We start from the raw sequence: 26,144 nt of genomic DNA, 5'->3' as shown, positions 1-26,144 counted from the left end.
CGCCCGAGACTCCTCACGAGCGTGACTGCCGACCGCTGGCTGTACGCGTGGGCGCTCGGGTACGCCGCTATCGGCGCGGCGTCCGTGCTCGTGCCGCTGTACGCGCTCTCCCTCGGCGCGGACGCGTTCACCGTCGGCCTCATCGCGGCGACGGGCGCGTTCGCCGGCGTTCCCGGCGCGCTCGCGTGGGGCCGGCTCGCCTCCACGACCGGCCGCTACCGGCCGTTCGTCCTGCTCAGTCTCGGCGCGGCCGCGGGCGCGTTCGCCGTCTTCCCGTTCGTTTCGTCCGTCTGGGCCGTCGTCGTCGCGAACGCCGCTCTCCTCTTCGCCGCGGCCGCCGCCGCCCCCGTCCTCACGCTGCTCGCCGTCGCCGACGTTCCCGAATCCGGCTGGGACACCCGTATCGGCCGCCTCAACGAAGTCCAGGGGTACGGCTGGCTCGCCGGCCTGCTCGCCGGAACCGTCTGGAACGCCGCCGTCGCCGGCCGCGTCCTCGACACGCTCCCCGCCCAGCGCTGGTTCTTCGGACTCTCCGCCGCCGTGACCGGCCTCGCGTTCGTGCTCGCGTGGCGCTGGCTCCCGCAGCCCACCGTCTCCATCGCGCGCTTCGGTCGCTCTACCGCGAGCATCGAACGCCTCCTCCGCGGCTCCGGGCACGCCACCCGCATCACCCCCTTCGGCGGCCTCCGGTCGTTCTGGGCGATACGCCGCCTCCACCCGCGAACGCTCGCCGAACGGCTCACACCCGCGCTCGCAACCTACCTCGGCGCCATTTTCCTTGCGTTCACGGGATTCGCGGCGTTCTTCGGGCCGCTCCCCGCGTTCCTCACCGACCTCGGCTACGGCTCCACCGAGGTGTTCGTCGTGTTCCTCGCGTCCAGCGCCGCCTCCGCCGCCTTCTACGCTCGCGCCGGCGCGCTCGCCACCCAGTACGGCGCCCGACTCGTCCAGCTCACCGCGCTCGCCGCGCGCGTTCTCCTCTTCCCCGCCGTGGCGCTCGTCGCCCTGCTGCCCGCGCTCCCCGGGTTCCTCGCGCTCCTCGTTCTGTTCCTCGTCGTCGGCGTGACCTGGGCGGTCGTCGCCGTCACCGCGACGAGCATCGTCACCCGGCTCGCCCCGCCCGCGATACGGGGGGACGCGCTCGGCGCGTACGGCGCGCTCGGCGGCGTCGCGACTGGCGCCGGAAGTCTCCTCGGCGGCTGGCTCGCCACCAGCGCGGGCTACACCGCCGCGTTCGTCGCCGCGGGCGGGTTCGTCCTCGCCGGCGCAATCCTCGCCGCCCGACAGACCTAGGACCGCCAGAACGTCGGCGTCAACAGCACGAGCACGGGCACAATTTCGATGCGCCCGATCCACATCAGCACCGTCATCACGAGCTTCGTCGACAGCGGGAACGACTCGTAGCTCTCGAGCGGTCCGGCAAGCCCGAACGCCGGTCCGATGTTCAGGAAGGTGGACGCCGCCGCGCCCATCGCCTCGAACTCGCTCACGGACAGGCCGACGCGCGCGGCGTCGAAGGCGACGAACGCGGCCGCTGCCGCGAAGAGCACGAGCGTCAAGAGGACGTACGCGTAGATGTCGCGGACCGTGTCCTCCGCGATGGCGCTCCCGCCCAGTCGCACCGGGCGGACGACGTTCGGCAGCGCGGACGTGTAGATGTCGCGACGCAGCGACTTCAGGATGACCAGCCACCGCACGGCCTTGATGGAGCACGTCGTGCTCCCCGCCATCCCGCCGACGAACATCCCCGCGAACAGGAGGGATTTCGCGCTCGACGACCAGACGTTGAAGTCCGTGCTCGCGTACCCGGTCGTCGTCACGATGGACACCACCTGGAAGACCGCGTGCCGCAGTTGCTCCACGCCGGAGAGCCCGAGACTCGAGTCCAGCGTCAAGAGGAGCGTGACGGCCAGCGCGAACGCGGTTAGCGTCCCGATGTAGAACCGGAACTCGCTGCTGTTCCGCGCGCGCTTCGTGTCCCCGGTGGCGGCGTGGTAGATGAGGACGAAGCTCGTCGCACCCGCGACCATGAACAGAACGAGCGCCCACTGGACCGCCGGGGAGAACACAGCGATGCTGTTCGCACGCGGTGAGAACCCGCTCGTCGACACGGAGGTGAGGGCGTGCGCGATAGCGTCGAACAGCGTCATCTCGGGGGCGACGCCGGCGACGTTCAGACTGTAGAGCACGACGACGGCGAGCGCCGTGAGCGCGATGTAAATCGTCCAGAGCAATCGCGCCGTCTCCGATATTTTCGGCGTGAGCTTGACTTCCTGCGTCTGGGTCTCGGTCTCCATGAGCTGTGCGCCACCGACGGAGACGCGGGAGAGCACGGCGGTTGCGAGTACGAGCACGCCGAGGCCGCCGAGCCACTGGAGGAGCGACCGCCACAGGAAGATAGCCCGGGAGTGCGCGTCGAAGTCGACGATGACGGTCGCGCCCGTCGTCGTCACGCCGCTCATCGCCTCGAACAACGCGTTCACCGGATGGGCGATTGCGCCGTTTCTCGCGAGCAGGAACGGGAGCGACCCGACGAGCGCGACGCTCAGCCACGTGAGCGCGACCATCAGGAACGCCTCGCGGACGTGCACGTCGGCGTCCGACGGAATCCGTTCGAGCCCGAGTCCGACAGTCACGGTGACGATCATCGGCACGACGAACGGCAACACGGGCGTCCCGTCGTACAGCGCGAGGATGAGCGGCGCTGTGAGCGGCACCCAGAGCCACTTGAGGACGACGCCGACGAGTTTCAGGCTCGCGCGCCAGCGGACGCGCAGACTCATCGGGCGCTACCCGTGTGACTCGTGGCTAGTCGTCTCTCCTGGACGGTCGAACGTATCACGGCTCGTCGGAGCGAACGCTCGCCGCACCCTTAAATCCGGGTTTTGGGGCTGACACGACGACCTCGCGGTGCGCGCGCCGGCCGGTCGTCGGGTTTCGCTTCCCGACGCGCGACAATTGTCAGTAGATACCGCCCGCTGGCCGCGGCTTCGTACTTGAACGTTCGTCCAATGCGTGAAACCACTCAAGAGGAATCGAGCGTTCGCGGCGTTTGTGGGCATTCGCGGCGCAACGCGCCGCGATTTCGCGTCAGACGAACCGTCTGACTGAGTCACGCTCAGGTCGCACAGTCCTTCGCGTGACCCTCGGTCGCCGGAGGCGACCGTCATTTTTGGTGGTGAGCAAGACGCTTCGCGTCTTGCGACTTCCGCGAAGCTTCGCTTCGCAGAACAGATTTTTGCGGTGAGTGGTCGGCTTTGCCGACCCGAGCCGGAAAAAGGTGCGTTCAGAAGCCCCGGAGGTACTGGGAGGGCGGGCGGTTGGCGTCTTCGCGGTTGAGGTCTTGGGCGGCGTGCAGGCCGAAGTAGGGGTCGCGGAGGAATTTGCGGCCGACGATGGTGAGGTCGACGCGGTCGTTCCGAATGATGGCGTCGGCCTGTTCGGGCTGGGTGATGCCGCCGACGCTCCCGACTTTGATGTCGGATGTCTTGTTCTCCCGGATGTGTTCGGCGAAGCGGAGCTGGTAGCTGGCGCCGACCCATTCGATGTTCTGCTTTGGAGAGATGCCGCCAGTCGATACGTCGATGAGGTCTGCGCCGGCGTCTGCGAGTTGGTCGGCAAGCCGGGTGGATTGTTCGACGTCCCAGCTTGGTTCGTCGTCGATCCAGTCGGTCGCGCTGATGCGGACGAAGACGGGTTTCTCGTCGGGATAGACGTCGCGGACGGCTTCCGTGACTTCGCGGACGATGCGGGTGCGGTTCTCGAAGCTCCCGCCGTACTTGTCGTCGCGGTCGTTCGTGACGGGGCTGAGGAACTGGTGGAGGAGGTAACCGTGGGCGGCGTGGACTTCGGGTACGTCGAACCCGGCGTCGAGCGCGTGCTCGGCGGCGTCGCGGAAGGACTCGACGACGTCTTCGACTTCGTCGGTGGTGAGCGCGTGCGTGGGGTGATTGGTCTCGTAGGGGTAGGGTTCGTCCGTCGATGAGACGACTTCCCAGCCCTCGTCGTCGATGGGGACGTAGCCGTTCTCGTCCGCCCACGGGCGGTGCGTGGAGGCCTTGCGGCCGGCGTGCGCGAGCTGGATGCCGGAGACCGCGCCCTGGGATTCGATGAAGTCCGTGGTGCGTTTCAGGGCGTCGGCGTGTTCCTCGCTCCAGATGCCGAGGTCGTGGGGGGTGATGCGGCCGCGCGGTTCGACGGCGGTCGCTTCGGCCATCACGAGGCCGGCGCCGCCGACGGCGCGCGACCCGAGGTGGACGTTGTGCCACTCCGTCGCGAGGCCGTCCAGGCCGTCGCAGGAGTACTGACACATCGGCGACAGCATCAGTCGGTTCGGTATCTCCGTCTCCCTGAGTTCGAGCGGCGCGAAGAGGTCGTCCGTCATCGCGTCCATCTATCCCCGGGCGTCCTAAAGCGGTGCCGTCCGCGGGCCGGCTTGCCGCAAGTGCGGGTTTGCCGGTTTCCCACCATACACGTATCCGACACTCAACGCACGACCATGGGACTCAGTACTGAGGAAATCATGCAGCTCAGCCTCGACCTCGTCGGCTGGGACGACGTACCCGGCGACAGCACCACCTACGTATCCGGTGAGGATATCGAGACAGCTCTCGTCGGCATCGACCTCGAAAGCCCCGAAGTCCAGCTCGCACACCGCGAGGGGTTCGACCTCGCGCTCGCCCACCACCCCGCGGGCGACGACGCGCGCCTCGACTTCACGGACGTGCTCGACAAGCAGGTCGAGTTCATGACCGCGCACGGCGTCCCCGAGGACGAGGCCGAGGACGCCGCCGACGGCATCCGTGAGGGCGCGGAGTACGGCGCGCACGCCGCGAACTACCGGCACAACCCCAGCATTGCGGAGTATCTCGACCAGCCGTACATGAACGTCCACCTCGCGCCCGACGAATTAGGGCGTCGCGCGTTCGTCGACGTGGTCGACACGCTCGACGAGTCCGATACGGTCGCCGACCTCAAGGACGCATTCAACGCCGAATTCGAGGAACTACGAGAAGCCCGGACCGACATCGAGACCCGGGTCGGCGCGGACGACAACGAACTCGGCGACGTGGCGGTCCACCACGCCGCCGGCACGAACGGCGGCGCCGACGTGGCGCGCGCCTACTTCGAAAACGGCGTCGACACCGTCATCTACATCCACGTCTCCGCGAGCGACGCCGTCGAACTCCGCGAGGAGTACGACGAGAAGAACCTCGTCGTCACCGGCCACATCGCCAGCGACGCCATCGGCCTGAACGAGTACATCGACGCGCTCGAAGACGCCGGCGTCGACTGCACCACCATCTCCGGCTGCGGACTCTAACCCGGCTTAGGCCATGTCCATCTCGTCGTGGTCGCCCTCGCCCTCCCGGTCGAGGTGGCGCTCCACGGCGTCCTCCGTCACGTCGCTCTGGTTCAACTCTTCTCCGGACTCCGCTTCTGATTCGTCGGTCTCTGACTCGTCCGCGTCCGCCTCCTCGTCCTCGCCGTCCCCGATTTCGACGTCGGCTTCGACCTCGATTTCGATGCCGTCGGCTTCGAGTTCCGCCTCGTACTCCGTCGAACTGCCCTCGAATTCGAGTTCTTCGGAGTCGACTTCGACCTCCACCTCGACTTCGACGTCGATGTCGTCGGACATACCCAGTTGGTGCGGGCGCGGCCGGAAAAAACCGTGTGGCCGCTACAGGACGGGGATGAACTCGCGGTGCGCGTCGAGGTCGCCGGGGTCGATGTCGGCGACGAGGTCGTCCTCGCGGCGGTTGAGCGCGGCCTGCACGCTCCCGTCCGGGCGAATCACTCGTGATTGGCCGGCGTAGTCGGTGACGCGCGCGCCCGGAACGTCGCGGCGGCCCGTCCGCCCGGCGCCGACCACCCAGCGCACGCCGTCGAGCGCCCGCGCTCGCAGGAGGAGCTTCCAGTTCTGCGCGTAGGGCGCGGGCCACGCGCCGACGACGAACAGGGCGTCCACTCGGTCGTCGGTGAACGCCGCGCTCTCCGCGACGAAGTTCAGATCGTAGCACGTCACGAGGCCGGTTCGGCCGAGCGGCGAGTCCACGACGACGCGTTCGTCGCCGGGTGCGAGCACGTCAGCTTCGTCCGCCCAGAGGTGGCGTTTCCGGTAGTACGTCCGGTCGCCCTCGGGCGTGACGTACACCGTGGTGTTGTGGTACGCGTCGCTCGCGTCCTCCACGAACCCCGCGAGAATCGCGGTGTCGTGCTCGCCGGCGAGCGCGTCGAGGCGTTCGAGTCGGTCACTCTCCCGGTTGAGGGCGGCCGTCTCGATTCGACTGTCGGCGACGAATCCGGTGAGCGCGTACTCAGGGAATACGGCGACCCTGGTGTCGTCGGGGAGGCCGCGCAGGCGGTCGGCTATCGCGTCGAGGTTCGCGTCCGGGTCGAGGTCGGACAGCGCGAGCTGGCAGGCGGCGACGGTGACCATACGGGCGTCTCGCGGGCCGCGCGGAAAAACGCGGGTGTCGAACCCCTCCGCGGAACCCGGGCGTTCAAGCCCCCGGCCGTCCACCTCTCGGGTATGAGCGACTGGCAGGACCGAATCGTCGGCGAGCGGATGCGGGTGGACGACGAGTTCCAGCACCGCGTGGAGGAGTCCTCGTTCTCGAACCAGCAGTGGGGGCTCGTGATGACCGCGGTGGAGTTCGACATCGAGAACCCGGGCGACCCGGAGCGCGCGCGGCTGGTGGCGGACACGTCGAACCTCACGCACGTGATGGACGAACTCGACAACGTCGACGCTGGCATGGCGGCGATGACGGGCGGCCAGCAGCGCGACGACGACAGCGGCGGGATTCTCGGCGGCGTGAAGCGCGCGCTCGGCCTCGACGGAAGCGACGAGGAGCGCGACGAGGAACGCGAATCGGAGGCCGCGGCGCTCGCGCAGGAGTACGCGGACGCACTACAGGAAAAGCTCAAGGAGAACGGTCGCTGGGAGGAAGTGCGAGAAGCTGCGACCTAGACGCCGTCGCCGCCGTGGTGGAGCGTGAACTCCTCCGTCTCGTAGATGTTGATGAGTTCTTCCACGATTTCGTCGTAGGACTCGTCGCCGTCCCGGATCTGGTCGAGTCGTTCGATGGTGTCCTCGTTGAGGTGTACTTTCGGCATACCTGGTCTGTGTAGTCGAGTGTTGATAAGTGGAGGGGGCGACTTTTGCCCCTGGGGTGCGTCGGCCCGTCTATGAGTGACTTCGAACTGGACCTGCGGAGCGCGGAGGAACACCTCTCGCCCGAACTCGACTCGGAGTTCGAGGGGCGCGTCGTCCTCGGCGTGCTCGACGGGGAAACGGGGGACGAGGAGTGGCTGAGCGAACTCGAGGACGGGAACGTGCTGGTGCTCGCGGTGGACGGCGACCTCGACGACCTCGCGGGCGGGTTCGCGGGCCCCGTGAAGGACGCGGGCGGGACGCTGATGCACTTTCGCTCCTTCCTCGTGGTGACGCCGCCGGGCGTGGACGTGGACACCAGTCGATTGTAGCATAGGTTTAAGCGGTTTCTCGCCGACACGTGTAGCATGGCTGACGAACCCGGGCTGCTCGACCCGACGGCGCAGACGTACCGCTACTACCGGCACGCCGTCGAGAACCACTGGGACCCCCACGACATCGACCTCGAGGCGGACGCGGACGCGGTCGCCGACCTGGACGACGCGACGTTCACGAACCTCCGCGGGTCGCTCGCGGCGTTTGGCGCGGGCGAGGAGTCCGTCACGGAAGACCTCGCGCCGCTCGCCGTCGTCCTCGACGACATCGGCGACGAGCTGTTCGTGACGACGCAGCTCTACGAGGAGTCGAAGCACGCGGACTTCTTCGACCAGTACTGGCGGACGGTCGTCACGCCCGAGGAGGACCGACGCGGCATGACGCCGACGAGTCCGACCGACGACCGCTGGTTCTCCGCGGCGTACGTCGAACTCTTCGAGCGGATGGCGGACGCGATGGACCAGTTGCTCGTCGAGGACACGCCGGAGACCCGCGCGAGCGCGTACTGTCACCCACCTCACCATCGAGGGGATTCTCGCGCAGACGGGCTACTACGGATTGACGAACGCGTACGGCGGCACCAACGACCTAGATGTCGACCTCCCGGAGCTCCCGGGGCTGGTCGCCGGCCTCACCCGTATTCGGGGTGACGAGGGCCGGCACGTCGGCTTCGGAATGCATCAGCTCAAGGAATCCGTCGAGGCCGGCGACGTCGACCCCGAATTCATCCGGGACACCGTCGACGACCTCCTCCCGCTGGTCCAGGAGAGCGTCACGCCGGACGCGGGGAGCGGCGGGGCGGTCGCGGACGACCCGCTCGGCCTCGTCGAGTACGCGGTCGACAAGCACACCCAGCGCATGCAGCAGATCACGAACGCGAGCGCGGACATCCCGGACGTCGACACCCTGACTGCGCTCGAATAGCCCGTACACTTACCAGCGGGCCGGACGAGTCGACGGACGTGTTCGAGGGAGTGCCGGTCTGGCTGCCGTCGCTCGCGTCCGTTCTGCTCTGGGGGATGCTCGTCCTCTTCGCGGTGTCGGCGGGGTTCTGGACGTACGAGATGTGGCTCGCGCGCTCGTACAGTCCGCCGCGCGTGGAGTACGGCGCGGACGACGTGCAGGTGCGCGTGCTCACGGTGGACGCGGAGTCCGTGGTGCAGGAGACGGTGGACGCGATTCCGGACGAACTCACGGACGTACACGTTATCGCGGAGTCCCCCATCGACATTGAGGGTGCGAGCGTGTACGTCGTTCCCGACGAGGTCGACTCCATCGCGACGCGGAAGGGCCGGGCGCTCGAGTGGGCGCGCCAGCACATCCCCTGCGAGCGCGAGTTCGTGCTCTATCTTGACGAGGACACGCGAATGGAGGGGTTCGATGGGCTGCCGGACAGCGACATCGTGCAGTTCCGCGAGTACCCGGAGTACACGGGGTCGCGGTTGACGTACTGGGCGGAAATCGTCCGCATGGGATTCCAGGTCGAACAGCGCGCGTTCCCGACGCTCGCGATTCCGCTCTACGCGTGGGGCGGCGGTATCGCGGTGCGGAAGTCCGTGGAGGACGCGGTGACGTGGGAGTTCCCGTCGCTCGTGGAGGACACGGTGTTCGTCTGGAAGGCGGTCGTCGAGTGGGGGGCGTCCTTCGACGTGGTGGACACTCGCTTCCGGAACCAGGCGCCGCCGTCGCTCACGGCGATGATATTCCAGCGCCGGCGCTGGGAGTCCGGGACGAAAGGCCAGGACAGACTGTTGCCGCCGCACTACTGGGTGCTGTACGCGGTGCGGAACGCGTCCTGGGCGATGAGTCCGTTCGCACCCATCGTGACGTTCCTCGCGTACCGCCACCACACTCATATCGCGTTCGGCACCGCGTTCCGCGTGTTCTCCGCGGTGTTCGTCGGGTTCACACTCGTCTGGATCGCTGTCGGCCTCTCCTACTACGAGGACACGAACCGCTGGGACTATCTCCTGTTCGTTGCCTCGCCCTTCGTGTACGCATTGCACGCTATGGGCGCGCTCGTCGGGTACCTTCGGAAACCGGAGACGTTCGAGACGACGGAGAAGGTCGACTAAGCGAAGCGCGTGACTTCCGCACCGCACGACTCGCAGTACAAGACGTACTCGCCGTCCGCCTTCTCGTGCGTCCGTCCCGTGACCTCGCCGCAGGCGGGACACTCCTCTTCGATTACCGCGTCGTCGGCGTCCTTCGGCGCGCCGACCGCGACGACGCGCGCCGGCCGGTCACCGACGGCTTCCGCCGCGACGGGCGCGTTCTCCGGGACGAAGAAGGCGTCCTCAGCTTCCAGGTGCTGGGTGCCGTCTGCGGTGTCGACGCGGAGTTCGCCCGCGACGACGTAGAACAGTTCCTCTTGTGCGGGGTGGCGGTGGTAGCCCCACGGCAGTTGCTCGCCCGGGTCGGCGGTGTAGACGTTGAAGCCGAACGCGGACGCGCCGACCGCCTCGTCGACTTCCTTCTTCTCCCGGCTCGGGTTCGGCGTGTGCTCGATGTCGGGGACGTGGACGCGCGCGTACTCGTGGTCGCTCATACCGATGGCATCGCGCGGCACGACCTAAACCCCCGTGGCGGGACGAAGACGTATCCGGAACGCGTGCGAAGGACGACTATGGTTATGCGTGTTGACGGGCCGGCGGACGAGTACCGCGAGATAGACCGCTTCGACGGCGGCGTTGGCTGGCTCGCCCATCCGGACGAGGCGATGCAGCGCGCGAGTCACGTGCTCGAAATCGACGGCGAGGCGTGGGTTATCGACCCCGTTGACGCGCCCGGCGTGGACGACCTCGTCGCGGAGTTCGGCGACGAGGTCGCGGGCGTCGTCGTGTTGAGCGACCGGCACGCGCGAGACGCGGACGCGTTCGGCGAGCGACACGACGCGCCCGTCTACGTCCCGAGTTTCGTCACGCCCGAACTCGCGGGACCGAGCACGCCGTTCTCGGACGAACTCGAGGACACGGGGTTCGAGGTGCTGCGGGCGGTGGACGTGCCGGGCTGGCGGGAGGCCGCATTGTACGACGGGGAGACGCTCGTCGTCGCGGACGCGCTCGGGGACACGGAGTACTTCACGGCGGGCGACGAGCGCATCGGCGTCCACCCGATGCTGCGCGCGTTCCCACCGAAGGCCTTCCGGGGCCTCGAACCGGAACGCATCCTCTCCGGACACGGCCCAGGTGCCCTCACTGATGCGACGAGCGCGCTCGACGACGCCTACCGTACGTCTCGGAAGAACATCCCGCAGGTGGTGGTGAACGGCCTGAAGTCACTCTTCTGAGCGTTCGCGGACCTGTTCGAGGCGGTGGAGTTGCTCGCGGTGGAGGGTGACGAAGAGGTCGGAGAGCACGCCGAACATGATGAGTTGCACGCCGAACAGGAGTGCGACGCCGGCGGCGACGGCGATGACGTTGTGGGAGACGCCTTTCGCGAACCACTCGTAGGCGACGTAGACGCCGAGCGCGAGGCTGAGGAGGAGTGCGCCGCCGCCGACGCTCCCGAAGTAGAAGAGGGGGTTGTTCGTCTTCGCGAGCCGGTAGAGTGTGTAGATGATGCGCGCGCCGTCCGTCACGGGATTGAGGTTCGTCTCCGAGTCTTCGGGCCGGGGCTTGTACGCGATGTCCACGACGCGCACGGTCTGGTTGTGGCGCGCGCACTCGACCGCCATCTCCGTCTCGATGCCGAACCCGTCCGCGGTGAGACTCATCTTCTCGAACGAATCCCGGGTGAACGCGCGGTAGCCGGAGAGGATGTCCTCGTAGTCGTGACCGTGGATGCGGGCGAACGCCCGATTGATGAGTGAGTTCCCGACCCTGTTGAGGCGCGTCATCGCCCCCGACTCCATGTTCGCGAACCGGTCGCCGACCACGTGCTCGGCGTCCCCCGACACCACCGGCTCCAGCACGTTCGGGGCGTCCTCGGTGCGGTAGGTGCCGTCCCCGTCGAGCATGAGCACGTACGGTTCGTCGATACGCCGAACCGCCTCCCGCACCGCCTGTCCCTTCCCGGAGCCGGACTGCTCGAAGACGTCTGCGCCGTGCTCCCGCGCAATCTGGCGCGTCTCGTCCGTCGAATGGCCGTCCGCGACGAGGACGTTCTCCAGGCCCTCCTCGCGCAGGCCGTCGATGACGCTCCCGATGGTCTCGGCCTCGTTCAAAGTCGGGATGAGCACGCACACGTCCCCGTACATCTATCCGTACTCTCGGTGGCGCGTGGAAAAGGATTACCGTTCCCATCCCGGACAAACTCCGTCCGGTCGTTGAAACGGAGCGTAACTCCCCTAGAACGCGAGACCGAGATGCGGAACGCGCTACGACTCAACGAGATACGTACCACCGTATTCGTCGCTGAACTCGTATTCGCTGGGAAAGACTGGATCGGTTGCTGTCGTCCAGAGGTCGTTGATGCGGCTCTCAATCGTTCCGAAGACGAGCCGAAGGACGTCACCGATGTCCGTCGGATATGCAGCGGTAACTGCCGTGTCTTCGCGGGGCTCGGGTGGGCTGTGGAAGTGCTCGCGTGTATTGTGCGTGTTCGGGTGGCGGTCCCACCGACACGACCAGCGCTCACCGGCCCACTCCTCAATATACTGCACGTTAAAGTCACCATTCACTCGAAGTCGTACTTCGAGGCGAGCTGTCTCGATAACATCCGGATAGTAGCTGTCCTCGATACTGGCGACGACGCGGTCTTCCTTTCCGGGTGGGAAGTACTGGACGGTCGCAGCGAGCGAGAGGTCGGCGAGATACCGTCTGAGAATCCGAAGCCGTTCCTCGTTCAGGTCCGCAACCCGGGTCATGCGTCAGGGGAACGAGGAAGCGGGCGCCGGCTCGGAGTCCGATTCGAGCCGGAGTTTCGCTTCGTGGAGTTCGCGTAAACGCCGTGTGACCGCACGCCACTCGCTCAACGTGTCGTAGGCTGCGTCCAGGTCGTCGTGGTCGGTGTCCGAGAGGACGACTGCCGCTGGCGAGGCCGCCTCGAAGGACGCTGCGAGTGTCCGCTCTCGCTCACGGTACTCCTCGATTGCGTCCGCGACCGCGTCCGCCGTCTCGAACTCGCGCGTGAGCTCCGTGACGCGACGGAACGCGAAGTAGGCCTCGTTACGGACGAAGAGCGCCGGGTTGTCCGCGACCTTCTCGAGGACACCGAGTTCGACGAACCACTCCAAGTGGGGTCGTGCTCCTTCCTTCGTGCAGTCCGCTCGCTCCGCAATCTCCGTGACCGCTGTCGGTGATGTCAGCGTCGTTGCGACTTCGTAGACGCGATCCTTCACCGTCCGCGCCTCTCGGGCCGCATCCCACTCCCCGGTGAGATCCAGCTCCGGTGGCGTCTCCTCACTCATCACGTTCCTCTACAGCCCACACTCACATTAGTTTGTGGGCGCGAGAATATCTTATCGCCACCGGTCGGATGGTAGTTACTCGTATCCGTCGAGCGCCTCGCGCCAGTCGTCCGGAATCGCGGTCGGCCGGCCGTCCTCGTCGAGGTAGACGGAGACGGTCTGCCCGGTCGCCACCACCTCGTCCGCGACGCGGAGTTCGTAGTCGATGGTGAGACTGCTCTTCCCCACCGAAATCGGCGAGAGTTCGGCGGTCACCGTACTGTCCGGCGGAATCGAATCCCGGTACTCGACGTTCAGCGACCGCACCACCGTCGGGGAGTCCGCGAGCGACACACCCAGGACTTCCTCGTAGAGGCGTTCCTTCGCGTGCTCGAAGTAGGACGCGTACACCACGTGATTCACGTGACTCCGGGTGTCGAGGTCGCGGAACTGCACGTCGATGTCGTGCGTGAACGGCTCCGGCATACGTAGGAACTCAGGAGCCGGCCGCTTCAACGCATCGCCCGGCGACTACTCCACGGGGACGCGCCGCGACACCGGCGAAATGACTTTGCAGGGCTGCATACAACTGTATGCATATGTCGAAGAGTATTCAGCTTTCCGAGGAAGCCTACGAGCGTCTCGCCGCGCACAAGCGCGAGGACGAGACGTTCTCCGAGGTCGTCCTCCGACTTGCGGGCGAGCGCTCTCTCCTCGATATCGCTGGCGTGCTCAGCGACGAGGAAGCGGACGCACCCGAGGATGGTGACGGAGAGGGCGAGATGGTGAAACTAAATGTGAAAGTGCCGGAACGCCTTCTAGACGAGATTGACGAACTGGCGGAAGAGTTGAACTACACCAATCGCTCGGAGTTTATCCGGGAGGTGCTGCGCGATACCACGGAGCCGATTCTCACTCTGGGTGCGCAGGAGGGCGTCTCACAGGGATATGCGGATGTCGCTGCTGGTCGAACCACCAGCCACGAGGAGATGAAGAAGAAGTTTGGAATTGACGGCTGAGAGGACTGAACGGTGGCTCACAACCTGGAATACTCCGATACCATTCAGGAGACCTTGAACGAACTCGAACGCGAGGACGCACAGCGATTGACCTCCTCCCGCGCCTGAAGTTGCGGGAATCCCACCATGGGATTTCAGGCCAGGCGTGGCCCTAAGGTTTCAAGACGCATACGGTCCACGCGTCGCTTGCTGGGTGTCAGCATCGGCGTGGCTGTCTTGTGGGACGGTCAAACGTCCCCCTTCCTCAGCCGAGTCATCGCCACTCGTGTCTTCTCTTGAGTGACTCTCTCCGCTGAGGTAGCGGTCTGCAATATTGAGCGCGGCGTTCACGTCTGCGTGGTACTCCGAAACCCAACACTCCGAGTTGGAACAGTTGACCGTCGCCTGCGTCGGACGGGAGCCCTGTTCTCCGCAACAGTGGCACGTCTTCGAGGTGTACGCGGGATTCACCGTTCGGACACGAAGCCCCTTCTCAGCCGCTTTGTAGCAGATCTGAGCGTGCATCTTCGCAAACCCCCACCCGTGAAGACGGCGGTTCATGAACGCGCCGTAGTCCATGTTCTCACGGATATGCGTCAAGTCTTCCAGAACCAGGACGGGGTTCTCGAATTGGTCGGCGTAGGCGACGACCTCTGACGTGACCGTATGAAGAATGTGGTCGATGTGTCGCCACAACTCGTCACCGTAGGACTCTGCGATACGTTCGCTTCCGCGTTTCTGAAGGCGTCGAGTCGCCGTGAAATACGTCTCACGGAGTTGTCGAACCGTCTTGCCTTCGTCGTTCCAGAGGGTGGGTGCAGTCGGGGAGCCGCGCTCATTACGGTGACACACCGTTACTAGAGTGGCTTCCCCGATGTCTACCCCAATCGGCGTCTCCGCCGAACTGGTTTCTCGTTCCGCCACGTCCCGCGTCGCCGTGATGTGGAAGTACCACTCGCCGTCACGGTCGAACAGCCGACATTCACCCATCTTCGCGTCTCCCGCGTGCAACGCTTCCAACCACTCTCGCTGTTCCGGGTTCGGTGACGCGGGCAACCAGAGGTCGTAGTCGTCGTGGTGCGGAATCTTGACGTACCACTCGATGGCGTTCTGTGGCTTGTGGTCGAGCTTCGGGCCTTCGTTCGTGAACCGAACGGGATGGTCATCGTGGAGCTCTTTTGCGTCGTAGCTTCCGCCACAGAGTTGCGGGACGTACTTTTTGAGCGCGTTCTTCGCGTACCCGCTCAGATCGTAGTTAATTACTACGTCGTTAGCCGCCGACTGTGTAGTGCAGTTTGCGGTGAACGCGGCTTCGAGCGCGTCTTGATACGCTCGTTTCGTTTCACAGAGTTTCCGATGCTTGTGGGCGTTCGGTTCCACAAGCTTCAGTTCCAATGTCTCGGTGAGTCCGGTCACTGTTCGTCCTCCTCGTGTCGCTGAATGTACTTTTCGACAGTCTCACTCGAAACGTGGCCTGCCGTTCCCGCATAGTAGCCGCGTGCCCACGTGATCTTCTCGCTGTCGTGGGTGGCGTAGCGGTGGTTGTATTTCCGCGAACTGATGCCTTTGAACCAGTTAGCGAGAAGTGATGGGGCGTGTTTTGGTGGGCTACTGACGAATAGGTGGATGTGGTCGGGTTGAACGGTCAGGTCGATTATCTCTAAGCCCTTGTCGTCGGCGATTTCGTGGAGGATGTCTCGCACACGGTCGGCGACCTCATTGACGAGTACCGATTGGCGGTACTTCGGTAACCACACTATGTGGTAGTTGAGGTTGTAGGTCGCGTGCCGTGTGCTCTTCATCCGTATGTACACTATAGTTCGTTGGCACCTTATCACCTTCGGTGACGCGTGGGAAATCCGGTAATAGGGAGAGTCGTGGATTGACGCACTATGCCTATCGCTTGACCTCCGCCTGAAGACGGAGGTATGCGCTATCGGTCTATATGACTGATTCCGAACCCAGCGACAGTCCTACTCCATGTGGACGCGCCACGTGAACAGGCTTTCCGCGACGTAGTTCACGACGAATCCGACGCCGATGCCGATGACGTTCGCGAGCGCGTACCAGACGCCGAACTGGCCGTTGAGAACGTAGAGCACGGACAGCGCGACCGCGACGCCGCCGGCGCGCACGACGTTCGAGCGCACGAACCGCTTGCCCGTCGGGACGAGACCGCCGCCCGCCTCCCCGGAGAACGTCCAGCGGTCGTTCACGACGAACATCAGGATGATGGCGGCTTCCGCGCTCACGAACTTCGCCCAGAACGGCTCGATACCGGCGAACTCCACGACGAGCGTCAGGACGAGCGTGTCGAAGAGCGCGCCCATGATGCCGACGGAGAGGAACTGGCCCGCGCGCACGCCTCGAATCAGCGCTTGGATGTCTTCTGTGAGCGTCATCGGTCCACCAGCCGCGTTCGAGAGCGCTGTTCGGTTCCGTCCGCGATACTCGGATAGCGCTGGCGGAGCGAGAACACCGTCCGCGCGAGTTCCTGCACGGTGTCCGTCGTGTCCACGGTGGAGCGCGGGTCGTCCTCCCACTCAATGGGGACTTCCGCGATGTCGAGGCCGCGCGCGTCCGCGACCGTCACCAGTTCCACGTCCCACGCGAACCCGGGTTCGTAGAGGTAGTCGCGGACTGACTGCCAGGCATCCCGGGTGAGCGCCTTCGCTCCGCACTGGTAGTCCGAGAGCGACACCGGGAGGAGGACGCGGCTCCCCCACGCGAACGCGTCACCGAGCTTCCGCCGGAGCACGCTCTGATGCGTCTGAATCCGGGACTCTGGGTGTCTTCGAGAGCCGACCGCCACGTCCGCGTCGTCGAGCGCCCCCACCACGTCGGCGATGGAGTCCGCGGGCGTACTGCCGTCCGCGTCCGCGAACGCGAGCACATCCGTATCAAGCGCTTCGAACCCCTGCGTAATCGCGAGGCCCTTCCCCCGACGCTCCCCGACGACGTTCACCTCGACAGTGTCGTACTCGGGAAACGACAGGCTGGAGCCGCCCGGTGCATCGAGCTCGATGCGGACGACAGCGGGCTGCAGAACGTCGAGGAGGGCATCCACGTACGACCGGAGTTTTCCGGTGTCCGGCTCGTACGCAGGGAGGACCAAACCAACCGTCACGCTACCCCGTATTCGGACTCCGCGAATAAGAATTGTGTTCTCCCGGGTACGTCGGATGTGGGCTGGACCAGTGACGAGGGAGAGAGTACGTTTCGTCTGTCCGGCAGTCCGCGAGCGGAGGAGGGGAGCGTTCTGTTGGGCGTGGACGCTTGGTGAGTCGTAGGGAAGCGGGGGTTCTGGGGTGGTGTTCGGGAAGGGAGAGTACGTTTCGTCTGTCCGGGCGGTTACTATCCCCTTCGGAATTCCCCCGTTAGGGGTGAGAAGAGGTCACGGGGCGTGTTCGGTTTCGATGTCGTCGCGGACATCGAGGATGATGTCGGCGTCGAGGTCGAGGTCGTACTCGTAGTAGCGGCCACCGCGTTCGCCGTGGTTCTGTCCGTTCCGCCGGAGAAACCCGAGCATGTGGAGGTCCGCGAGGTGGTTCTGAATGCTCTTCAACGTCGTTAGTGGGTCGGACGCGTGAGATTGGGCGACCTGCTCGTAGCGCGTCTTGATGGTTTTCGAACGCGCGGGCGTCTCGCCCTCCCGGTCGAGGTACGCGAGCGTTTCGAGGATGTACTGTGCGTGCTGGGTCTGATCGCGAATGCGATTGCTCAGCCGGCCGCGTTGCACGAGCTCTTGAGCGTCCGTGATGTGGTCGTCGGTCACTCGGCCGTCCCCCTGTTTCTCCGCGACTTCCGCGCCTACGCGGAGGAGGTCGATGGCCTGCCGGGCGTTCCCCCGGTCTTTCGCTGCGATGGCCGCGGCCTTCGCGATCGCCGAATCCGCACAGCCATCATCGACGAATGCGCGGTCCGCGCGGTCCCGGAGGATGGTGCGGAGTTCGGACTCGTCGTAGGGACTGAACGATATCTCGGCCTCCATCAGGGTGTCCTTGACTTTCGGGGAGAGCGACTGCCGGAACGTGTAGTTGTTGCTGATGCCGATGACGCCGATTTTCGAGTCGGTGATGTGGCCGTTCGACTTCGCGCGAGGGAACTCATAGAGGAGCGTGTCGACATCGTCGAGGTGGTCTATTTCGTCGAACACGACCAGGTGGGTGCCGCCGAGCCGGTCGAGCTGGGCGTACAGTTCTTCGAACGCGTCTCCCACGCCGAGTCCGCGTTTCGGGAAGTCACTCGCGCTGTCGGGGAGGAGGTCGTTCACGAGGCCGCGAACGACCGTGTACACCGTCTTCCCGTTGCAGTTGCACTCGTGGACGTGGAGTTCGTCGGCCTCCGGCCGCGTCGCGACCTCCTCTCGGAGCGCGTCCATCATGTAGGTCGTGACGGCCGTCTTCCCCAGTCCGGCCTTCCCGTACAGCATGATGTTCTGCGGGTTCCGCCCGAACAGCACGTCCTGGAGTGCGAACCGGTACTCGTCGATTTCCTCGTCCCGTTCGAGGATTTCGCTCGGCTGGTAGCTTTCCGCGAGTACTTTCTTCTCCTCGAAGATCGTTTGTTCGATGTCGCTGAACGGCCCACCCATCGTCTATCGACCCCAACACGAACAATATACTTAAAACCTTCTTTCGTCTGATTCGTATGTCTATCAGAATTCGATACACTCCCGGAGTAGATGACCGGCACTCCCAAAGACAAACGAAACGCCCTCTCTCACTTCACCCAGCTACCCCTCCACACATCTTCCGGCCCGCCATAGCAAAGCCACGTGTCGTTCCAACACACCCTTTCGCAAAGACAGACGAAATCCACTCTCTTTCTCCCCACCGCAGATTGCACACATACGTCTAGTCCACCACCCGCCGGCAATATTCCACGAAACGGACGGTGTTGCCATCCCGACGGACCCGGTCGAACGCTGAGAGATACGCGAGCCGCTTGTGAACCTTCGAGAAGCCCTGACCTCGAGGCTGTCGCCTCTCGTTGATAAGACGTGACCCCCTCGTGGTCAAGCGCCGAGACACTCGCCTTGCCTCTTGATGCCGACGGCGTCCTTGACTACGAACGGTCGAACCGGCTTAAGAACCCGATCACGCTTTGTCGTGACGTACCTGGTGGCGCCGATGGAGACGCGGATTGAGGGAAGCGATGCGTGAATCGCCGGCGGAGGCACGGAACGTTTTTCTGTAGTCCCGCTGTACTACAGCACATGAGCGCCGACACGGACGCGAGCGACGACCGGATGGAGAAAATCAACGTCCGACTTCCTGAACCGCTTCTGGAGACTATCAACGAGGAGTGGGAGCGACGCGGGTACTCCAGTCGATCCGAGGCCATCCGCGACGCGCTGCGGGACTGGGCAAACCCGTCCGTCACGCTCTCTGCTGAGACGCTGGACGACCTCGAGGATAGCCGTGAACAGGCCGAACGCGGTGAGACGGTGTCCGCTGAAGAGGCACGCGAGCGTCTCGGACTGGATGACTGATGTCGAGCTCACTGAGAATGCACTCGGTCACCTAGAGGAGCTCGATCCACAGGTCGCCGACCGGGTGCTGAACAAGGTCGAAGAGGCGACCGAGTGGACCGAACACCGCCTTGACCCCCTCTCCGGGTATCCCTACTACAAGCTTCGAGCTGGGGACTACCGGGCGATTATCGTGAGAGGGTTGTTGGGTCGAGTCGAGAGATGAGGCCATCGAAATCGTCGTCGAAACTGAGGAGTGTATCGATGTCGTGTCGTTCGACGAGTGCGATGTTGGTTGCGTCTGTGAAGCTGAGCCCGTGGTCGTCGTAGTGTTCGAAGATGTCGACTGCAGTGTTGAAGTCGGTGGTGGAAATGGTGAGTTGCTCATAGACGTTGGGATAGGGGTCGACGCCACGGAGTCGTTGTCCGAGTTGGATTGCTGGGTCGGTTGTGCCTCCGCGGGTTGCTGTTAACGTCACTGCTTCGTCGTAGATGTAGTCGCTAATGTATGGTTGCCCGTACTCTCCATTATAGACGGTTTCAAGAGCGGTAGCGGCTGGTTCGTGTCTGGTTGCATCGGTGTCGTGGTCGGCGTAGAGGACGCCGGTGTCGATGAGGACGGTCATCCGTACAGAATTTCATCGATATCGGATTCGTCTGTCTCAGTTCCTGAGCTGAACCGTCCTTGCTGCATTTGTTCTTTTTCTGCCTCGGTGAGTGGAACGTGCTCCTCGCGGAATGAATCGATGAAGTCATCGCGGGAGTCGTAGGCAGTAGTGATGAGTTGGGAGAGTAGTTCTTGCTGTGTGACCGACGTCCCCGTCTGTAATCGAATTGCTGCCTGTAATTCTTCAAGTCGGGATTTCGCGTCCTCGTCAACTTTTACAGCGGTCGCCATACGATTAGTTACATCTGCAACCAAGTAAACGTTTCTACCACATTGGATAGCCCAGCAGCCAGGAATGCGGTGCGCGCGTCAGCCAGGGATGTGGGGACAGGCATCTGTCGCCATATCCTGTTGGCCCCTTAATATAAATACGTTCAACAGAGTAATGGCGTCCAGCACCGATTCCTCGGCGGCGGTCGACGACGAGGTCCGCCAGCTGTACGAGCGGTATCAGGTGGCCGAGAGCGACGCAAAACGTCACGAGATCGCTCTCAACAGGGGGAAGCTCGACGGACGCCGTCACGCGGAGATCTACAGGCGGAGCAGGCCGAGTGCCTCGGGGATTGACCCCGAGGCGGTTCACGCAGCACTCGAAGACGAGTACGGTCCAAGCGAGCGGATGTCACCGGAGTGCGATATATGGCCCGACGACGAGCAAGAGAATCGCGAGTACTCGGGTGAGTGTTTCGGCATCGATGGATTGAGCGATCTTCCAGCCGGCGACGACGCCGACGAGTTCGGGGATACCAATCGCGATGGCGAGTGGCCACGAGACTGCGTCCTGGGTGAGATAGCCGGCCGTCGCGAATGCGGCGACAAACACTGACTGGACTTGTGCGACGCCGACTGCGATTAGCATTGGGACGCCGATAGCCACCAACAGCGGAACGGCGAGGACCGGGCCACCGACGCCGAGGAGCCCGCCCGAAATACCGACGAACGCCCCGATACCGGCGACGCCGAGCGTGCCGCGGGGCGTCATCACGTCAAAGTCGCTCCCGGACGTTCCGTAGCGGGTCCGGTAGAAGACGAGGACACCGGTCAGGGAGACGAACACACCGAGCAGGACGCTGAACGTCGATTCATCGATGAGCGCGTTCAGCCGGACACCGATAAGTGCACCTGCGAGCCCAGTGAGGCTCAACACGAGCGCCATCCGCTTGCCGTCCCGTGAATCGAGCTCGCCGGAGCGCCGATAGCTCTCGGCGCCGACGAGGCCCGTTGCGACAAACGTGGCGCTGGCCGTGCCGACAACGACCGCCGGTGGGAGGTCGGTCAGCGCGACGAGCGCGATGGTGATGAAGATTCCACCCGGACCGACGGCGGTGATGCCGACGCCGGCGAACAGCGAGAGGACGACGAGGACGACGAGCGTCGCCGTGGGAAGGCCAGCGATCATCGACTCAGATTCCGCCTGTGAAGATGGCGTTGATGACGAACTGGCCGGCGCTCCACGCCGAGTAGATGGCGAGGAGGATGAGCGCGCTGTTGATGACGTTCAGCTTCCAGCCGTTCGTGTACGCGCCCATCATGTCGCTGTCGTTGACCGCCCAGAACAATAGGACGGCGGTGATGGGCAGGCCGACGACGCCGTTGTACGCCGGGAAGAGGATGATCATGTCGATGACGCTCAGCCCGAGGTACTGATGGACGAGCGGCGAGAGGCTGCCGAGCGCGACGCCGCCGACGTAGATCGCCTTGAACACGCGGGTGCTGTCAGCAACCTTACCGCCGATGGCCTCGGGGATCATGTAGGCGGGCGCCCACATGATGGGGATGATGCTGTTGAACGCGGCTGTGAGCGTGCCGGCGAGGAAGACGACCATTGCCCACTCACCAAGGACGGACGCGAGCGCTTTCCCGGGCGTGAGGAACGTCTCAAGCTGAGTGTAGCCCGCCGGTTGGAGGACCGCTGCGGCGGCAATGACAATCGCGATGGTCGTGATACCACCGACGGTGTAGCCGATCGCGAGGTCGCGACGCATCGTGGGGATGTCCGAGCGGTCGGTCCAGCCCTTCTCCTCGACGAGTCGCGACTCAAGGAAGAAGTTCGGCCAGAGTGCGGTCGTGCCGAGGATGCTCACGGTGAGGGCCATCGAACTCGGCGATAGCCCTGTCGGGGCGAAGCCGGCGACGACGGCGGTGAGGTCCGGACTACTCGCACCGGCGACGACGACGTACGTGAGCAAGAGGGCGAACATCATCGCGACCATGATCTTCTCGACGGCGTCGTAACTGAGGACGCCAATCACAATGGCGAGGAGTCCCGTCAGATAGGCGAAGGGCATCCACCCGATTGCCTGTAGGTCGAGAAGGACGACGATCCCCTTCCCGACAGCGGCAGTGAGTTCGAGCGTCCAGGCGACACAGCCGATTGAGAGCAAGACCATCACGACGGTCGCAAGCGTCGACCCGAGTTTCTCCCGGGCGAACGCGCCCAAGGAGTCACCGTGAATACCGAGTCGGGCGCTCATGTCCTGTGCCACGAACCCGAGGAGTACCGCACCGACAACAGCCCACAGTAGTGTGTAGCCGAACCTGACTCCGGCGGAACTTGCAATGAATACTGACCCCGACCCGAAATAGCTCGCGACCATCACGAGCGCGAGTCCATACCGTTCGAAGAACTCCGAGACCGAGGGAATTGATGCACCGTCTATCGCTTGTCTGACACTCATAGTTAGTCGAAAACGACAACCGAACACTCACTACACGACGACTCTCCCCTGCAGTAACCGACGCGTCAGTTGGATATGTGCCCAGGAAGGGAAATGCGTGATGGCTCATCGCTCGACGAACGTCAGTCGTGGTTCTCAGTACCGCGCTCGAATATCTGCTGTGCGAGTCGCCCCTCTACTCACCGACACGCCACCGCCGCCGGAGCGCTTCGGACGGAGCGCCGGCCGTGACGGGGCCAACACCCACCACATCCTGGTTCCGAAGAACCCCAGGCTCGATCCATCCGCATCCGCCAGATTCGAATCCGTGCATCTAGTGTCTGACACCCCCGTCCGCGGTAAACGGCGTGGCTTCCACCACCGGTGGACTACCAGCAAGTGCTGGAGTGAGTAGTGAAACCATGGGCCCTCCAGGAGTAGGGTATGTCGCGCCCGGAGCGCACATCGTGAATGACGCCCATGGACAGCGATCTTCTCGAACGACTCCAGAACCCGGGTAACGACGACCTTGTCCGCTCTCCGCGAAGGATCGCCGAACACTGACTAGACGCGGACACGTATTCGAGAGCCCTTAATTACGCATCGTGAGAGCGGGCTGGTCGAGTACTACGACGAGGAACGCGGTATCTACCAGCTCTCTGAAACGGGGCTCAAATGGCTACAGGACGAGATATCCACTGCTGATATCGAGGAGTGATGCAGAGCGGTAGTCAAGAGAGGGGTCGCAACTAGATTGCTGGCGAGGCCGGCTACCAGGTCAATCCTTCATACGTCATTCCTTCGCGGGGTGCGATACAACGGCGTCCATCCACGACGATTTGCTGGGTCATCGCGTCGAATTCTTCGTCGAGGACTTCGAATTCGTCCCAGTCCGTACAGACGAGACACGCAGAGGCGTCGGTGAGAGTGGCTTCGGCGGAGTCTTCGTATTCGATATCTGGGAGTTGTTCACGCATGTTCTCGGTCGCAACTGGGTCGTAGGCAGCCACGGTCGCCCCGCGTTCTTGGAGTCCTTCGATGACGGGAATCGCACGCGAGTTCCGAACGTCGTCCGTGCCGGGTTTGAACGCGAGACCGAGAACGGCGACGCGCTTCCCGGAGACCTCGATGTGGTCGTCAAGCAGGGAGAGGAGGCGCTCGGGCTGTCGGTCGTTCACTTCCACGGCGGCTTCGAGCATCGCGGGATCGTAGTTCTGGTTACGGGCCGCAGCGATGATGGCGTTCGTGTCTTTCGGGAAGCAACTTCCACCCCAGCCGAGGCCGCTCCGAAGGAACTGCTCGCCGATTCGGTCGTCCAACCCCATGGCGTCCGCGACCTCGTACGCGTCGATTCCGAACTCCTTGCAGATGTTCCCGATGTCGTTGATGAGCGAGACTTTCGCCGCGAGGAAGCCGTTGTTCGCGTACTTGATCATCTCCGCAGTTTTCGTGTCCGTCTCGACTACTGGCGCGTCAGTTCGCTCAACGAGGGGGTCGAAGACATCGTGCATGTCGGTGAGCGCGCGCTCGTCGTCCGCTCCGAGCACGACCTTGTCCGGATCGAGGAAGTCGTGAACTGCCGTTCCCTCCCGGAGGAACTCCGGATTCATGCCGACACCAAACTCTTCGCCAGCCGTCTTTCCCGCCGCATCCTCAATCACTGGCGTGATGACATCCTCCGTCGAACGCGGAATCACCGTGCTCTTCACGATAACCGTGTGCCAGTCCTGCTTCTCCGCGAGGGTCTCCCCGAGCTGCTCCGCGCCAGTCTTCATAATGGAGAGATCTATACTCCCATCCTCGTTCTGTGGCGTCGGCAGACAGAGAAACGTAACGTCGGTATCGAGTACACTGTCGTAGTCCGTCGTCGCTTCCAGACGTTTCGTCTCCTGAGTGTGTTCGCGCACTAGTTCTGAGAGGGCGTCCTCGTGAATCGGAGCCTCCCCCGAATTAATCGTATCGACGATAGATTCATCGACATCGATATTTACGACCTCGTGACCGATATCAGCGAAACACGCAGCGATAGTAGTGCCGACGTATCCACTGCCGATGACGGAGATGCTCATATTCGCACGTAGTGGCGGCACTTATATGAAACGTCCGAGGGATCGATAACGGTTGAACTATTGGGCATCTTTACGGCCAGAATGTAATCAACTATTTGAACATCCGGGGATGTAGCAACAGATAGAGCTGTGCGGCTTTGTTGAAACACTTTAAAGTTGACATTGAGAAGGCTGGCTCTTCCGACCGGATCAGACGGATCCGCTACGAAACTGGCTTTTCAGCAAACCGCAAGACTGCAAGAGGGTTTCAACAGAGCCAGATGTGCATACTTCCTGGTAACTTGAGGATTGACAATATCTTGGGCTGTAATCCTCTTTGCCGATTTACTGGCATTTTCATGCTGGTAAAATATCTTGATCGTCGCTGGGACGCCGCAGCTCATTAATATGGAGGTTCCGTTTTCTCTGCCCATATTGGCGCACTATCTGAATTCTTCGCGAGAGCTCCTATCGATATCCCACATCCCGGATGTATTTCCACTCCGAAGTGTCGATATTATCCCTGAAACCAATGATGTATTAATGTCTATAATTGAATATATTGGCTGGAACGGTCCTAACTTTTCGCGCCCCCCCAACCAAAGTGCTACAACGAACAGTCCTGGAACCACTATTCCAAAAGGACCTATCCATACTAGCGAAACCAAGGAGGCCCCCAAGAACGTTAACACTCCCAAAATTGGCATCACAATCATCAACAACCAATTTACCGGAAGAATAATCCGCCCATATTTCCCAAATTTACCCAACATATCCCTATTTCGAATGAGGGTTTGAACTAATCCAGCAGCTCTCCGGTCTTTCCTTGCTCTTCGTGACGTGAATTTGGATGCCCCTGCTTCTGCAAACTCCATCTTTTCATTAAATTTGACGTACTTCCCTTGCCTCCTAATTTCAAGCCCTTCAGCTGTATCATCGGCGATTGTGTTCTCGGGAAGTGGTTTGTATAAATCTGCTTCAAAGGCAAAACAAGGGCCATGGCAAATATACGTCGAATCTACTTTCGACTCGATTTTTTGCCAGGTAGACAAGTAGTTTCGGTAATCTTGTTCCACTGACGATCCACCGATAACTTCGGATTGTTGGCCCGTAACAGCTCCAATTTCCTCGTTAGATAGTGTTTCTACTGCTTCAATCAATGTTCCCGGTGAAGTACGGGAATCCGCATCCGTTCTGAAGATTATATCCCCGGAGGCTTGTTCAACCCCGATATTCACAGCACTAGCTACTCCCCGTCTCTTGGTTTGGCGAATTATTGTTAACTCAATATCCTGGTTAGCGAGGTATTCTCTGGCCCTTTCAACTGTTTCATCGTCTCCCGAATCAACAATAACTATCTCGACCTTCCCTTTCGGATATTCAACATCCATTAAGTTATCCAAACGGTTTTGGATGATTTCTTCTTCATTAAAAGTCGGAATTAAAACGCTCACCTTAGGATAATCGTCTACCATACTGA

Annotated in this window: 29 protein-coding genes and 2 pseudogenes; 10 read left to right on the top strand and 21 right to left on the bottom strand. The window is 63.0% G+C overall.

Features of this window, described 5'->3' with window-relative positions; translation table 11 throughout:
- Positions 1–21 precede the first annotated feature (21 nt).
- Complete coding sequence (locus U3A55_RS09375) at positions 22–1,293, top strand: MFS transporter (protein WP_330991242.1); 1,272 nt, start codon at positions 22–24, stop codon at positions 1,291–1,293.
- On the opposite strand, the gene U3A55_RS09370 is transcribed toward U3A55_RS09375, so the two are convergent.
- Together U3A55_RS09370 and U3A55_RS09365 are read right to left on the bottom strand one after the other, a co-directional pair.
- Entirely contained in the window at positions 1,290–2,783 is a 1,494-nt protein-coding gene (locus tag U3A55_RS09370; protein ID WP_330991241.1) for a TrkH family potassium uptake protein, read from the bottom strand. The two genes, U3A55_RS09375 and U3A55_RS09370, sit on opposite strands and share 4 nt — an antisense overlap.
- Before the next feature lie 503 nt (positions 2,784–3,286).
- Entirely contained in the window at positions 3,287–4,384 is a 1,098-nt protein-coding gene (locus U3A55_RS09365) for an NADH:flavin oxidoreductase/NADH oxidase (RefSeq protein ID WP_330991240.1), read from the bottom strand.
- A gap of 114 nt (positions 4,385–4,498) precedes the next feature.
- Here U3A55_RS09365 and U3A55_RS09360 point away from each other — a divergent pair, with 114 nt between their 5' ends.
- Positions 4,499–5,323, top strand: coding sequence for a hypothetical protein (locus tag U3A55_RS09360; protein ID WP_330991239.1), 825 nt, complete (start codon positions 4,499–4,501; stop codon positions 5,321–5,323).
- A gap of 6 nt (positions 5,324–5,329) precedes the next feature.
- On the opposite strand, the gene U3A55_RS09355 is transcribed toward U3A55_RS09360, so the two are convergent.
- Both U3A55_RS09355 and U3A55_RS09350 read right to left on the bottom strand, forming a co-directional pair.
- Entirely contained in the window at positions 5,330–5,638 is a 309-nt protein-coding gene (locus U3A55_RS09355) for a hypothetical protein (RefSeq protein ID WP_330991238.1), read from the bottom strand.
- A gap of 42 nt (positions 5,639–5,680) precedes the next feature.
- Positions 5,681–6,439: a carbon-nitrogen hydrolase family protein gene (locus U3A55_RS09350; protein ID WP_330991237.1), complete on the bottom strand. Its 759-nt coding sequence runs from the start codon at positions 6,437–6,439 to the stop codon at positions 5,681–5,683.
- 93 nt (positions 6,440–6,532) lie between these two features.
- On the opposite strand from U3A55_RS09350, the gene U3A55_RS09345 reads away from it, so the two are divergent.
- Positions 6,533–6,973 (top strand): DUF5799 family protein, encoded by a 441-nt coding sequence (locus U3A55_RS09345; protein ID WP_330991236.1) that lies wholly within the window; start codon positions 6,533–6,535, stop codon positions 6,971–6,973.
- Here the strand turns inward: U3A55_RS09345 and U3A55_RS09340 are convergent.
- Positions 6,970–7,119: a DUF7557 family protein gene (locus U3A55_RS09340; RefSeq protein WP_330991235.1), complete on the bottom strand. Its 150-nt coding sequence runs from the start codon at positions 7,117–7,119 to the stop codon at positions 6,970–6,972. The genes U3A55_RS09345 and U3A55_RS09340 overlap by 4 nt on opposite strands.
- Before the next feature lie 72 nt (positions 7,120–7,191).
- On the opposite strand from U3A55_RS09340, the gene U3A55_RS09335 reads away from it, so the two are divergent.
- The 3 genes and pseudogenes from U3A55_RS09335 to U3A55_RS09320 all read left to right on the top strand — a co-directional run bounded on the left by U3A55_RS09335 (position 7,192) and on the right by U3A55_RS09320 (position 9,567).
- Positions 7,192–7,488: a DUF5779 family protein gene (locus U3A55_RS09335; RefSeq protein WP_330991234.1), complete on the top strand. Its 297-nt coding sequence runs from the start codon at positions 7,192–7,194 to the stop codon at positions 7,486–7,488.
- 36 nt (positions 7,489–7,524) lie between these two features.
- Positions 7,525–8,416 (top strand): annotated as a pseudogene (locus U3A55_RS09330) (ribonucleoside-diphosphate reductase).
- Positions 8,417–8,454: 38 nt separating this feature from the next.
- Positions 8,455–9,567 carry a glycosyltransferase family 2 protein gene (locus U3A55_RS09320; RefSeq protein WP_330991230.1) on the top strand — a complete coding sequence of 371 codons (1,113 nt, stop codon included), beginning with the start codon at positions 8,455–8,457 and terminating at the stop codon, positions 9,565–9,567.
- Here U3A55_RS09320 and U3A55_RS09315 read toward each other — a convergent pair.
- The gene (locus tag U3A55_RS09315) at positions 9,564–10,040 is read right to left on the bottom strand and encodes a cupin domain-containing protein (protein WP_330991229.1); all 477 of its coding nucleotides are present in this window, start codon (positions 10,038–10,040) and stop codon (positions 9,564–9,566) included. The two genes, U3A55_RS09320 and U3A55_RS09315, sit on opposite strands and share 4 nt — an antisense overlap.
- A 78-nt stretch (positions 10,041–10,118) precedes the next feature.
- On the opposite strand from U3A55_RS09315, the gene U3A55_RS09310 reads away from it, so the two are divergent.
- On the top strand, positions 10,119–10,781 hold the full coding sequence (locus U3A55_RS09310; RefSeq protein ID WP_330991228.1) for a hypothetical protein: 663 nt from the start codon (positions 10,119–10,121) through the stop codon (positions 10,779–10,781).
- On the opposite strand, the gene aglJ is transcribed toward U3A55_RS09310, so the two are convergent.
- The 4 genes from aglJ to U3A55_RS09290 all read right to left on the bottom strand — a co-directional run bounded on the left by aglJ (position 10,770) and on the right by U3A55_RS09290 (position 13,307).
- Entirely contained in the window at positions 10,770–11,690 is a 921-nt protein-coding gene (aglJ, locus tag U3A55_RS09305) for an S-layer glycoprotein N-glycosyltransferase AglJ (protein ID WP_330991227.1), read from the bottom strand. The two genes, U3A55_RS09310 and aglJ, sit on opposite strands and share 12 nt — an antisense overlap.
- Positions 11,691–11,810: 120 nt before the next feature.
- Entirely contained in the window at positions 11,811–12,299 is a 489-nt protein-coding gene (locus tag U3A55_RS09300; protein WP_330991226.1) for a hypothetical protein, read from the bottom strand.
- A 3-nt stretch (positions 12,300–12,302) separates the two neighbouring features.
- The gene (locus tag U3A55_RS09295; RefSeq protein WP_330991225.1) at positions 12,303–12,842 is read right to left on the bottom strand and encodes a DUF7342 family protein; all 540 of its coding nucleotides are present in this window, start codon (positions 12,840–12,842) and stop codon (positions 12,303–12,305) included.
- Between the two features lie 75 nt (positions 12,843–12,917).
- Positions 12,918–13,307 (bottom strand): acyl-CoA thioesterase, encoded by a 390-nt coding sequence (locus U3A55_RS09290; protein WP_330991224.1) that lies wholly within the window; start codon positions 13,305–13,307, stop codon positions 12,918–12,920.
- Between the two features lie 107 nt (positions 13,308–13,414).
- On the opposite strand from U3A55_RS09290, the gene U3A55_RS09285 reads away from it, so the two are divergent.
- Entirely contained in the window at positions 13,415–13,840 is a 426-nt protein-coding gene (locus U3A55_RS09285) for a DUF7557 family protein (RefSeq protein WP_442978294.1), read from the top strand.
- A gap of 159 nt (positions 13,841–13,999) precedes the next feature.
- On the opposite strand, the gene U3A55_RS09280 is transcribed toward U3A55_RS09285, so the two are convergent.
- The 5 genes from U3A55_RS09280 to U3A55_RS09260 form a co-directional block, all read right to left on the bottom strand.
- Positions 14,000–15,235: an RNA-guided endonuclease InsQ/TnpB family protein gene (locus U3A55_RS09280; protein ID WP_330991222.1), complete on the bottom strand. Its 1,236-nt coding sequence runs from the start codon at positions 15,233–15,235 to the stop codon at positions 14,000–14,002.
- Positions 15,232–15,621 (bottom strand): IS200/IS605 family transposase, encoded by a 390-nt coding sequence (gene tnpA, locus U3A55_RS09275; RefSeq protein ID WP_330991221.1) that lies wholly within the window; start codon positions 15,619–15,621, stop codon positions 15,232–15,234. The genes U3A55_RS09280 and tnpA overlap by 4 nt, the downstream gene beginning before the upstream one ends.
- A gap of 171 nt (positions 15,622–15,792) precedes the next feature.
- On the bottom strand, positions 15,793–16,221 hold the full coding sequence (locus tag U3A55_RS09270; protein ID WP_330991220.1) for a GtrA family protein: 429 nt from the start codon (positions 16,219–16,221) through the stop codon (positions 15,793–15,795).
- Positions 16,218–16,946 carry a glycosyltransferase gene (locus U3A55_RS09265; protein WP_330991219.1) on the bottom strand — a complete coding sequence of 243 codons (729 nt, stop codon included), beginning with the start codon at positions 16,944–16,946 and terminating at the stop codon, positions 16,218–16,220. Before U3A55_RS09265 ends, U3A55_RS09270 begins: the two co-directional genes overlap by 4 nt.
- A gap of 267 nt (positions 16,947–17,213) precedes the next feature.
- Positions 17,214–18,413, bottom strand: a complete 1,200-nt coding sequence (locus U3A55_RS09260) for an orc1/cdc6 family replication initiation protein (RefSeq protein ID WP_330991218.1) — start codon at positions 18,411–18,413, stop codon at positions 17,214–17,216.
- A gap of 624 nt (positions 18,414–19,037) precedes the next feature.
- Between U3A55_RS09260 and U3A55_RS09255 the strand changes: the two genes are divergently transcribed.
- Together U3A55_RS09255 and U3A55_RS09250 are read left to right on the top strand one after the other, a co-directional pair.
- Positions 19,038–19,313: a ribbon-helix-helix domain-containing protein gene (locus tag U3A55_RS09255; RefSeq protein WP_330991217.1), complete on the top strand. Its 276-nt coding sequence runs from the start codon at positions 19,038–19,040 to the stop codon at positions 19,311–19,313.
- A pseudogene (locus U3A55_RS09250) lies at positions 19,306–19,485 on the top strand (type II toxin-antitoxin system RelE family toxin); the annotation flags it as partial. The gene U3A55_RS09255 and the pseudogene U3A55_RS09250, both read left to right, overlap by 8 nt.
- Here U3A55_RS09250 and U3A55_RS09245 read toward each other — a convergent pair.
- From U3A55_RS09245 to U3A55_RS09220, 6 genes are all read right to left on the bottom strand, one after another.
- Positions 19,481–19,918 (bottom strand): type II toxin-antitoxin system VapC family toxin, encoded by a 438-nt coding sequence (locus U3A55_RS09245; RefSeq protein ID WP_330991215.1) that lies wholly within the window; start codon positions 19,916–19,918, stop codon positions 19,481–19,483. The pseudogene U3A55_RS09250 and the gene U3A55_RS09245 overlap by 5 nt on opposite strands.
- Positions 19,915–20,190 carry a hypothetical protein gene (locus tag U3A55_RS09240; RefSeq protein ID WP_330991214.1) on the bottom strand — a complete coding sequence of 92 codons (276 nt, stop codon included), beginning with the start codon at positions 20,188–20,190 and terminating at the stop codon, positions 19,915–19,917. Before U3A55_RS09240 ends, U3A55_RS09245 begins: the two co-directional genes overlap by 4 nt.
- A 391-nt stretch (positions 20,191–20,581) precedes the next feature.
- Complete coding sequence (locus tag U3A55_RS09235; RefSeq protein ID WP_330991213.1) at positions 20,582–21,358, bottom strand: sulfite exporter TauE/SafE family protein; 777 nt, start codon at positions 21,356–21,358, stop codon at positions 20,582–20,584.
- Between the two features lie 4 nt (positions 21,359–21,362).
- Positions 21,363–22,637 (bottom strand): NRAMP family divalent metal transporter, encoded by a 1,275-nt coding sequence (locus tag U3A55_RS09230; RefSeq protein ID WP_330991212.1) that lies wholly within the window; start codon positions 22,635–22,637, stop codon positions 21,363–21,365.
- Between the two features lie 749 nt (positions 22,638–23,386).
- Positions 23,387–24,685 carry a UDP-glucose 6-dehydrogenase AglM gene (aglM, locus tag U3A55_RS09225; RefSeq protein WP_330991211.1) on the bottom strand — a complete coding sequence of 433 codons (1,299 nt, stop codon included), beginning with the start codon at positions 24,683–24,685 and terminating at the stop codon, positions 23,387–23,389.
- Positions 24,686–25,107: 422 nt separating this feature from the next.
- Positions 25,108–26,139 (bottom strand): glycosyltransferase, encoded by a 1,032-nt coding sequence (locus tag U3A55_RS09220; protein ID WP_330991210.1) that lies wholly within the window; start codon positions 26,137–26,139, stop codon positions 25,108–25,110.
- Positions 26,140–26,144 lie beyond the last annotated feature (5 nt).

Source organism: Salarchaeum sp. III, from assembly GCF_036418315.1.
Classification (GTDB): Archaea; Halobacteriota; Halobacteria; order Halobacteriales; family Halobacteriaceae; genus Salarchaeum.
The sequence above is the reverse complement of the archived record's forward strand: the minus strand, read 5'-3'. Positions and strand labels throughout refer to the sequence as shown.

Coding starts and splice junctions, on each gene's coding strand:
- U3A55_RS09245 (WP_330991215.1), bottom strand. CDS start 19,918: ATGACCGTCCTCATCGACACCGGCGTCCTCTACGCCGACCACGACACC.
- U3A55_RS09240 (WP_330991214.1), bottom strand. CDS start 20,190: ATGGCGACCGCTGTAAAAGTTGACGAGGACGCGAAATCCCGACTTGAA.
- U3A55_RS09235 (WP_330991213.1), bottom strand. CDS start 21,358: ATGATCGCTGGCCTTCCCACGGCGACGCTCGTCGTCCTCGTCGTCCTC.
- U3A55_RS09335 (WP_330991234.1), top strand. CDS start 7,192: ATGAGTGACTTCGAACTGGACCTGCGGAGCGCGGAGGAACACCTCTCG.
- aglM (WP_330991211.1), bottom strand. CDS start 24,685: ATGAGCATCTCCGTCATCGGCAGTGGATACGTCGGCACTACTATCGCT.
- U3A55_RS09270 (WP_330991220.1), bottom strand. CDS start 16,221: ATGACGCTCACAGAAGACATCCAAGCGCTGATTCGAGGCGTGCGCGCG.
- U3A55_RS09285 (WP_442978294.1), top strand. CDS start 13,415: ATGCATATGTCGAAGAGTATTCAGCTTTCCGAGGAAGCCTACGAGCGT.
- U3A55_RS09220 (WP_330991210.1), bottom strand. CDS start 26,139: ATGGTAGACGATTATCCTAAGGTGAGCGTTTTAATTCCGACTTTTAAT.
- tnpA (WP_330991221.1), bottom strand. CDS start 15,621: ATGAAGAGCACACGGCACGCGACCTACAACCTCAACTACCACATAGTG.
- U3A55_RS09360 (WP_330991239.1), top strand. CDS start 4,499: ATGGGACTCAGTACTGAGGAAATCATGCAGCTCAGCCTCGACCTCGTC.
- U3A55_RS09345 (WP_330991236.1), top strand. CDS start 6,533: ATGAGCGACTGGCAGGACCGAATCGTCGGCGAGCGGATGCGGGTGGAC.
- U3A55_RS09370 (WP_330991241.1), bottom strand. CDS start 2,783: ATGAGTCTGCGCGTCCGCTGGCGCGCGAGCCTGAAACTCGTCGGCGTC.
- U3A55_RS09255 (WP_330991217.1), top strand. CDS start 19,038: ATGAGCGCCGACACGGACGCGAGCGACGACCGGATGGAGAAAATCAAC.
- U3A55_RS09315 (WP_330991229.1), bottom strand. CDS start 10,040: ATGAGCGACCACGAGTACGCGCGCGTCCACGTCCCCGACATCGAGCAC.
- U3A55_RS09365 (WP_330991240.1), bottom strand. CDS start 4,384: ATGACGGACGACCTCTTCGCGCCGCTCGAACTCAGGGAGACGGAGATA.
- U3A55_RS09290 (WP_330991224.1), bottom strand. CDS start 13,307: ATGCCGGAGCCGTTCACGCACGACATCGACGTGCAGTTCCGCGACCTC.
- U3A55_RS09340 (WP_330991235.1), bottom strand. CDS start 7,119: ATGCCGAAAGTACACCTCAACGAGGACACCATCGAACGACTCGACCAG.
- U3A55_RS09350 (WP_330991237.1), bottom strand. CDS start 6,439: ATGGTCACCGTCGCCGCCTGCCAGCTCGCGCTGTCCGACCTCGACCCG.
- U3A55_RS09295 (WP_330991225.1), bottom strand. CDS start 12,842: ATGAGTGAGGAGACGCCACCGGAGCTGGATCTCACCGGGGAGTGGGAT.
- U3A55_RS09355 (WP_330991238.1), bottom strand. CDS start 5,638: ATGTCCGACGACATCGACGTCGAAGTCGAGGTGGAGGTCGAAGTCGAC.
- U3A55_RS09300 (WP_330991226.1), bottom strand. CDS start 12,299: ATGACCCGGGTTGCGGACCTGAACGAGGAACGGCTTCGGATTCTCAGA.
- U3A55_RS09230 (WP_330991212.1), bottom strand. CDS start 22,637: ATGAGTGTCAGACAAGCGATAGACGGTGCATCAATTCCCTCGGTCTCG.
- U3A55_RS09310 (WP_330991228.1), top strand. CDS start 10,119: ATGGTTATGCGTGTTGACGGGCCGGCGGACGAGTACCGCGAGATAGAC.
- U3A55_RS09260 (WP_330991218.1), bottom strand. CDS start 18,413: ATGGGTGGGCCGTTCAGCGACATCGAACAAACGATCTTCGAGGAGAAG.
- aglJ (WP_330991227.1), bottom strand. CDS start 11,690: ATGTACGGGGACGTGTGCGTGCTCATCCCGACTTTGAACGAGGCCGAG.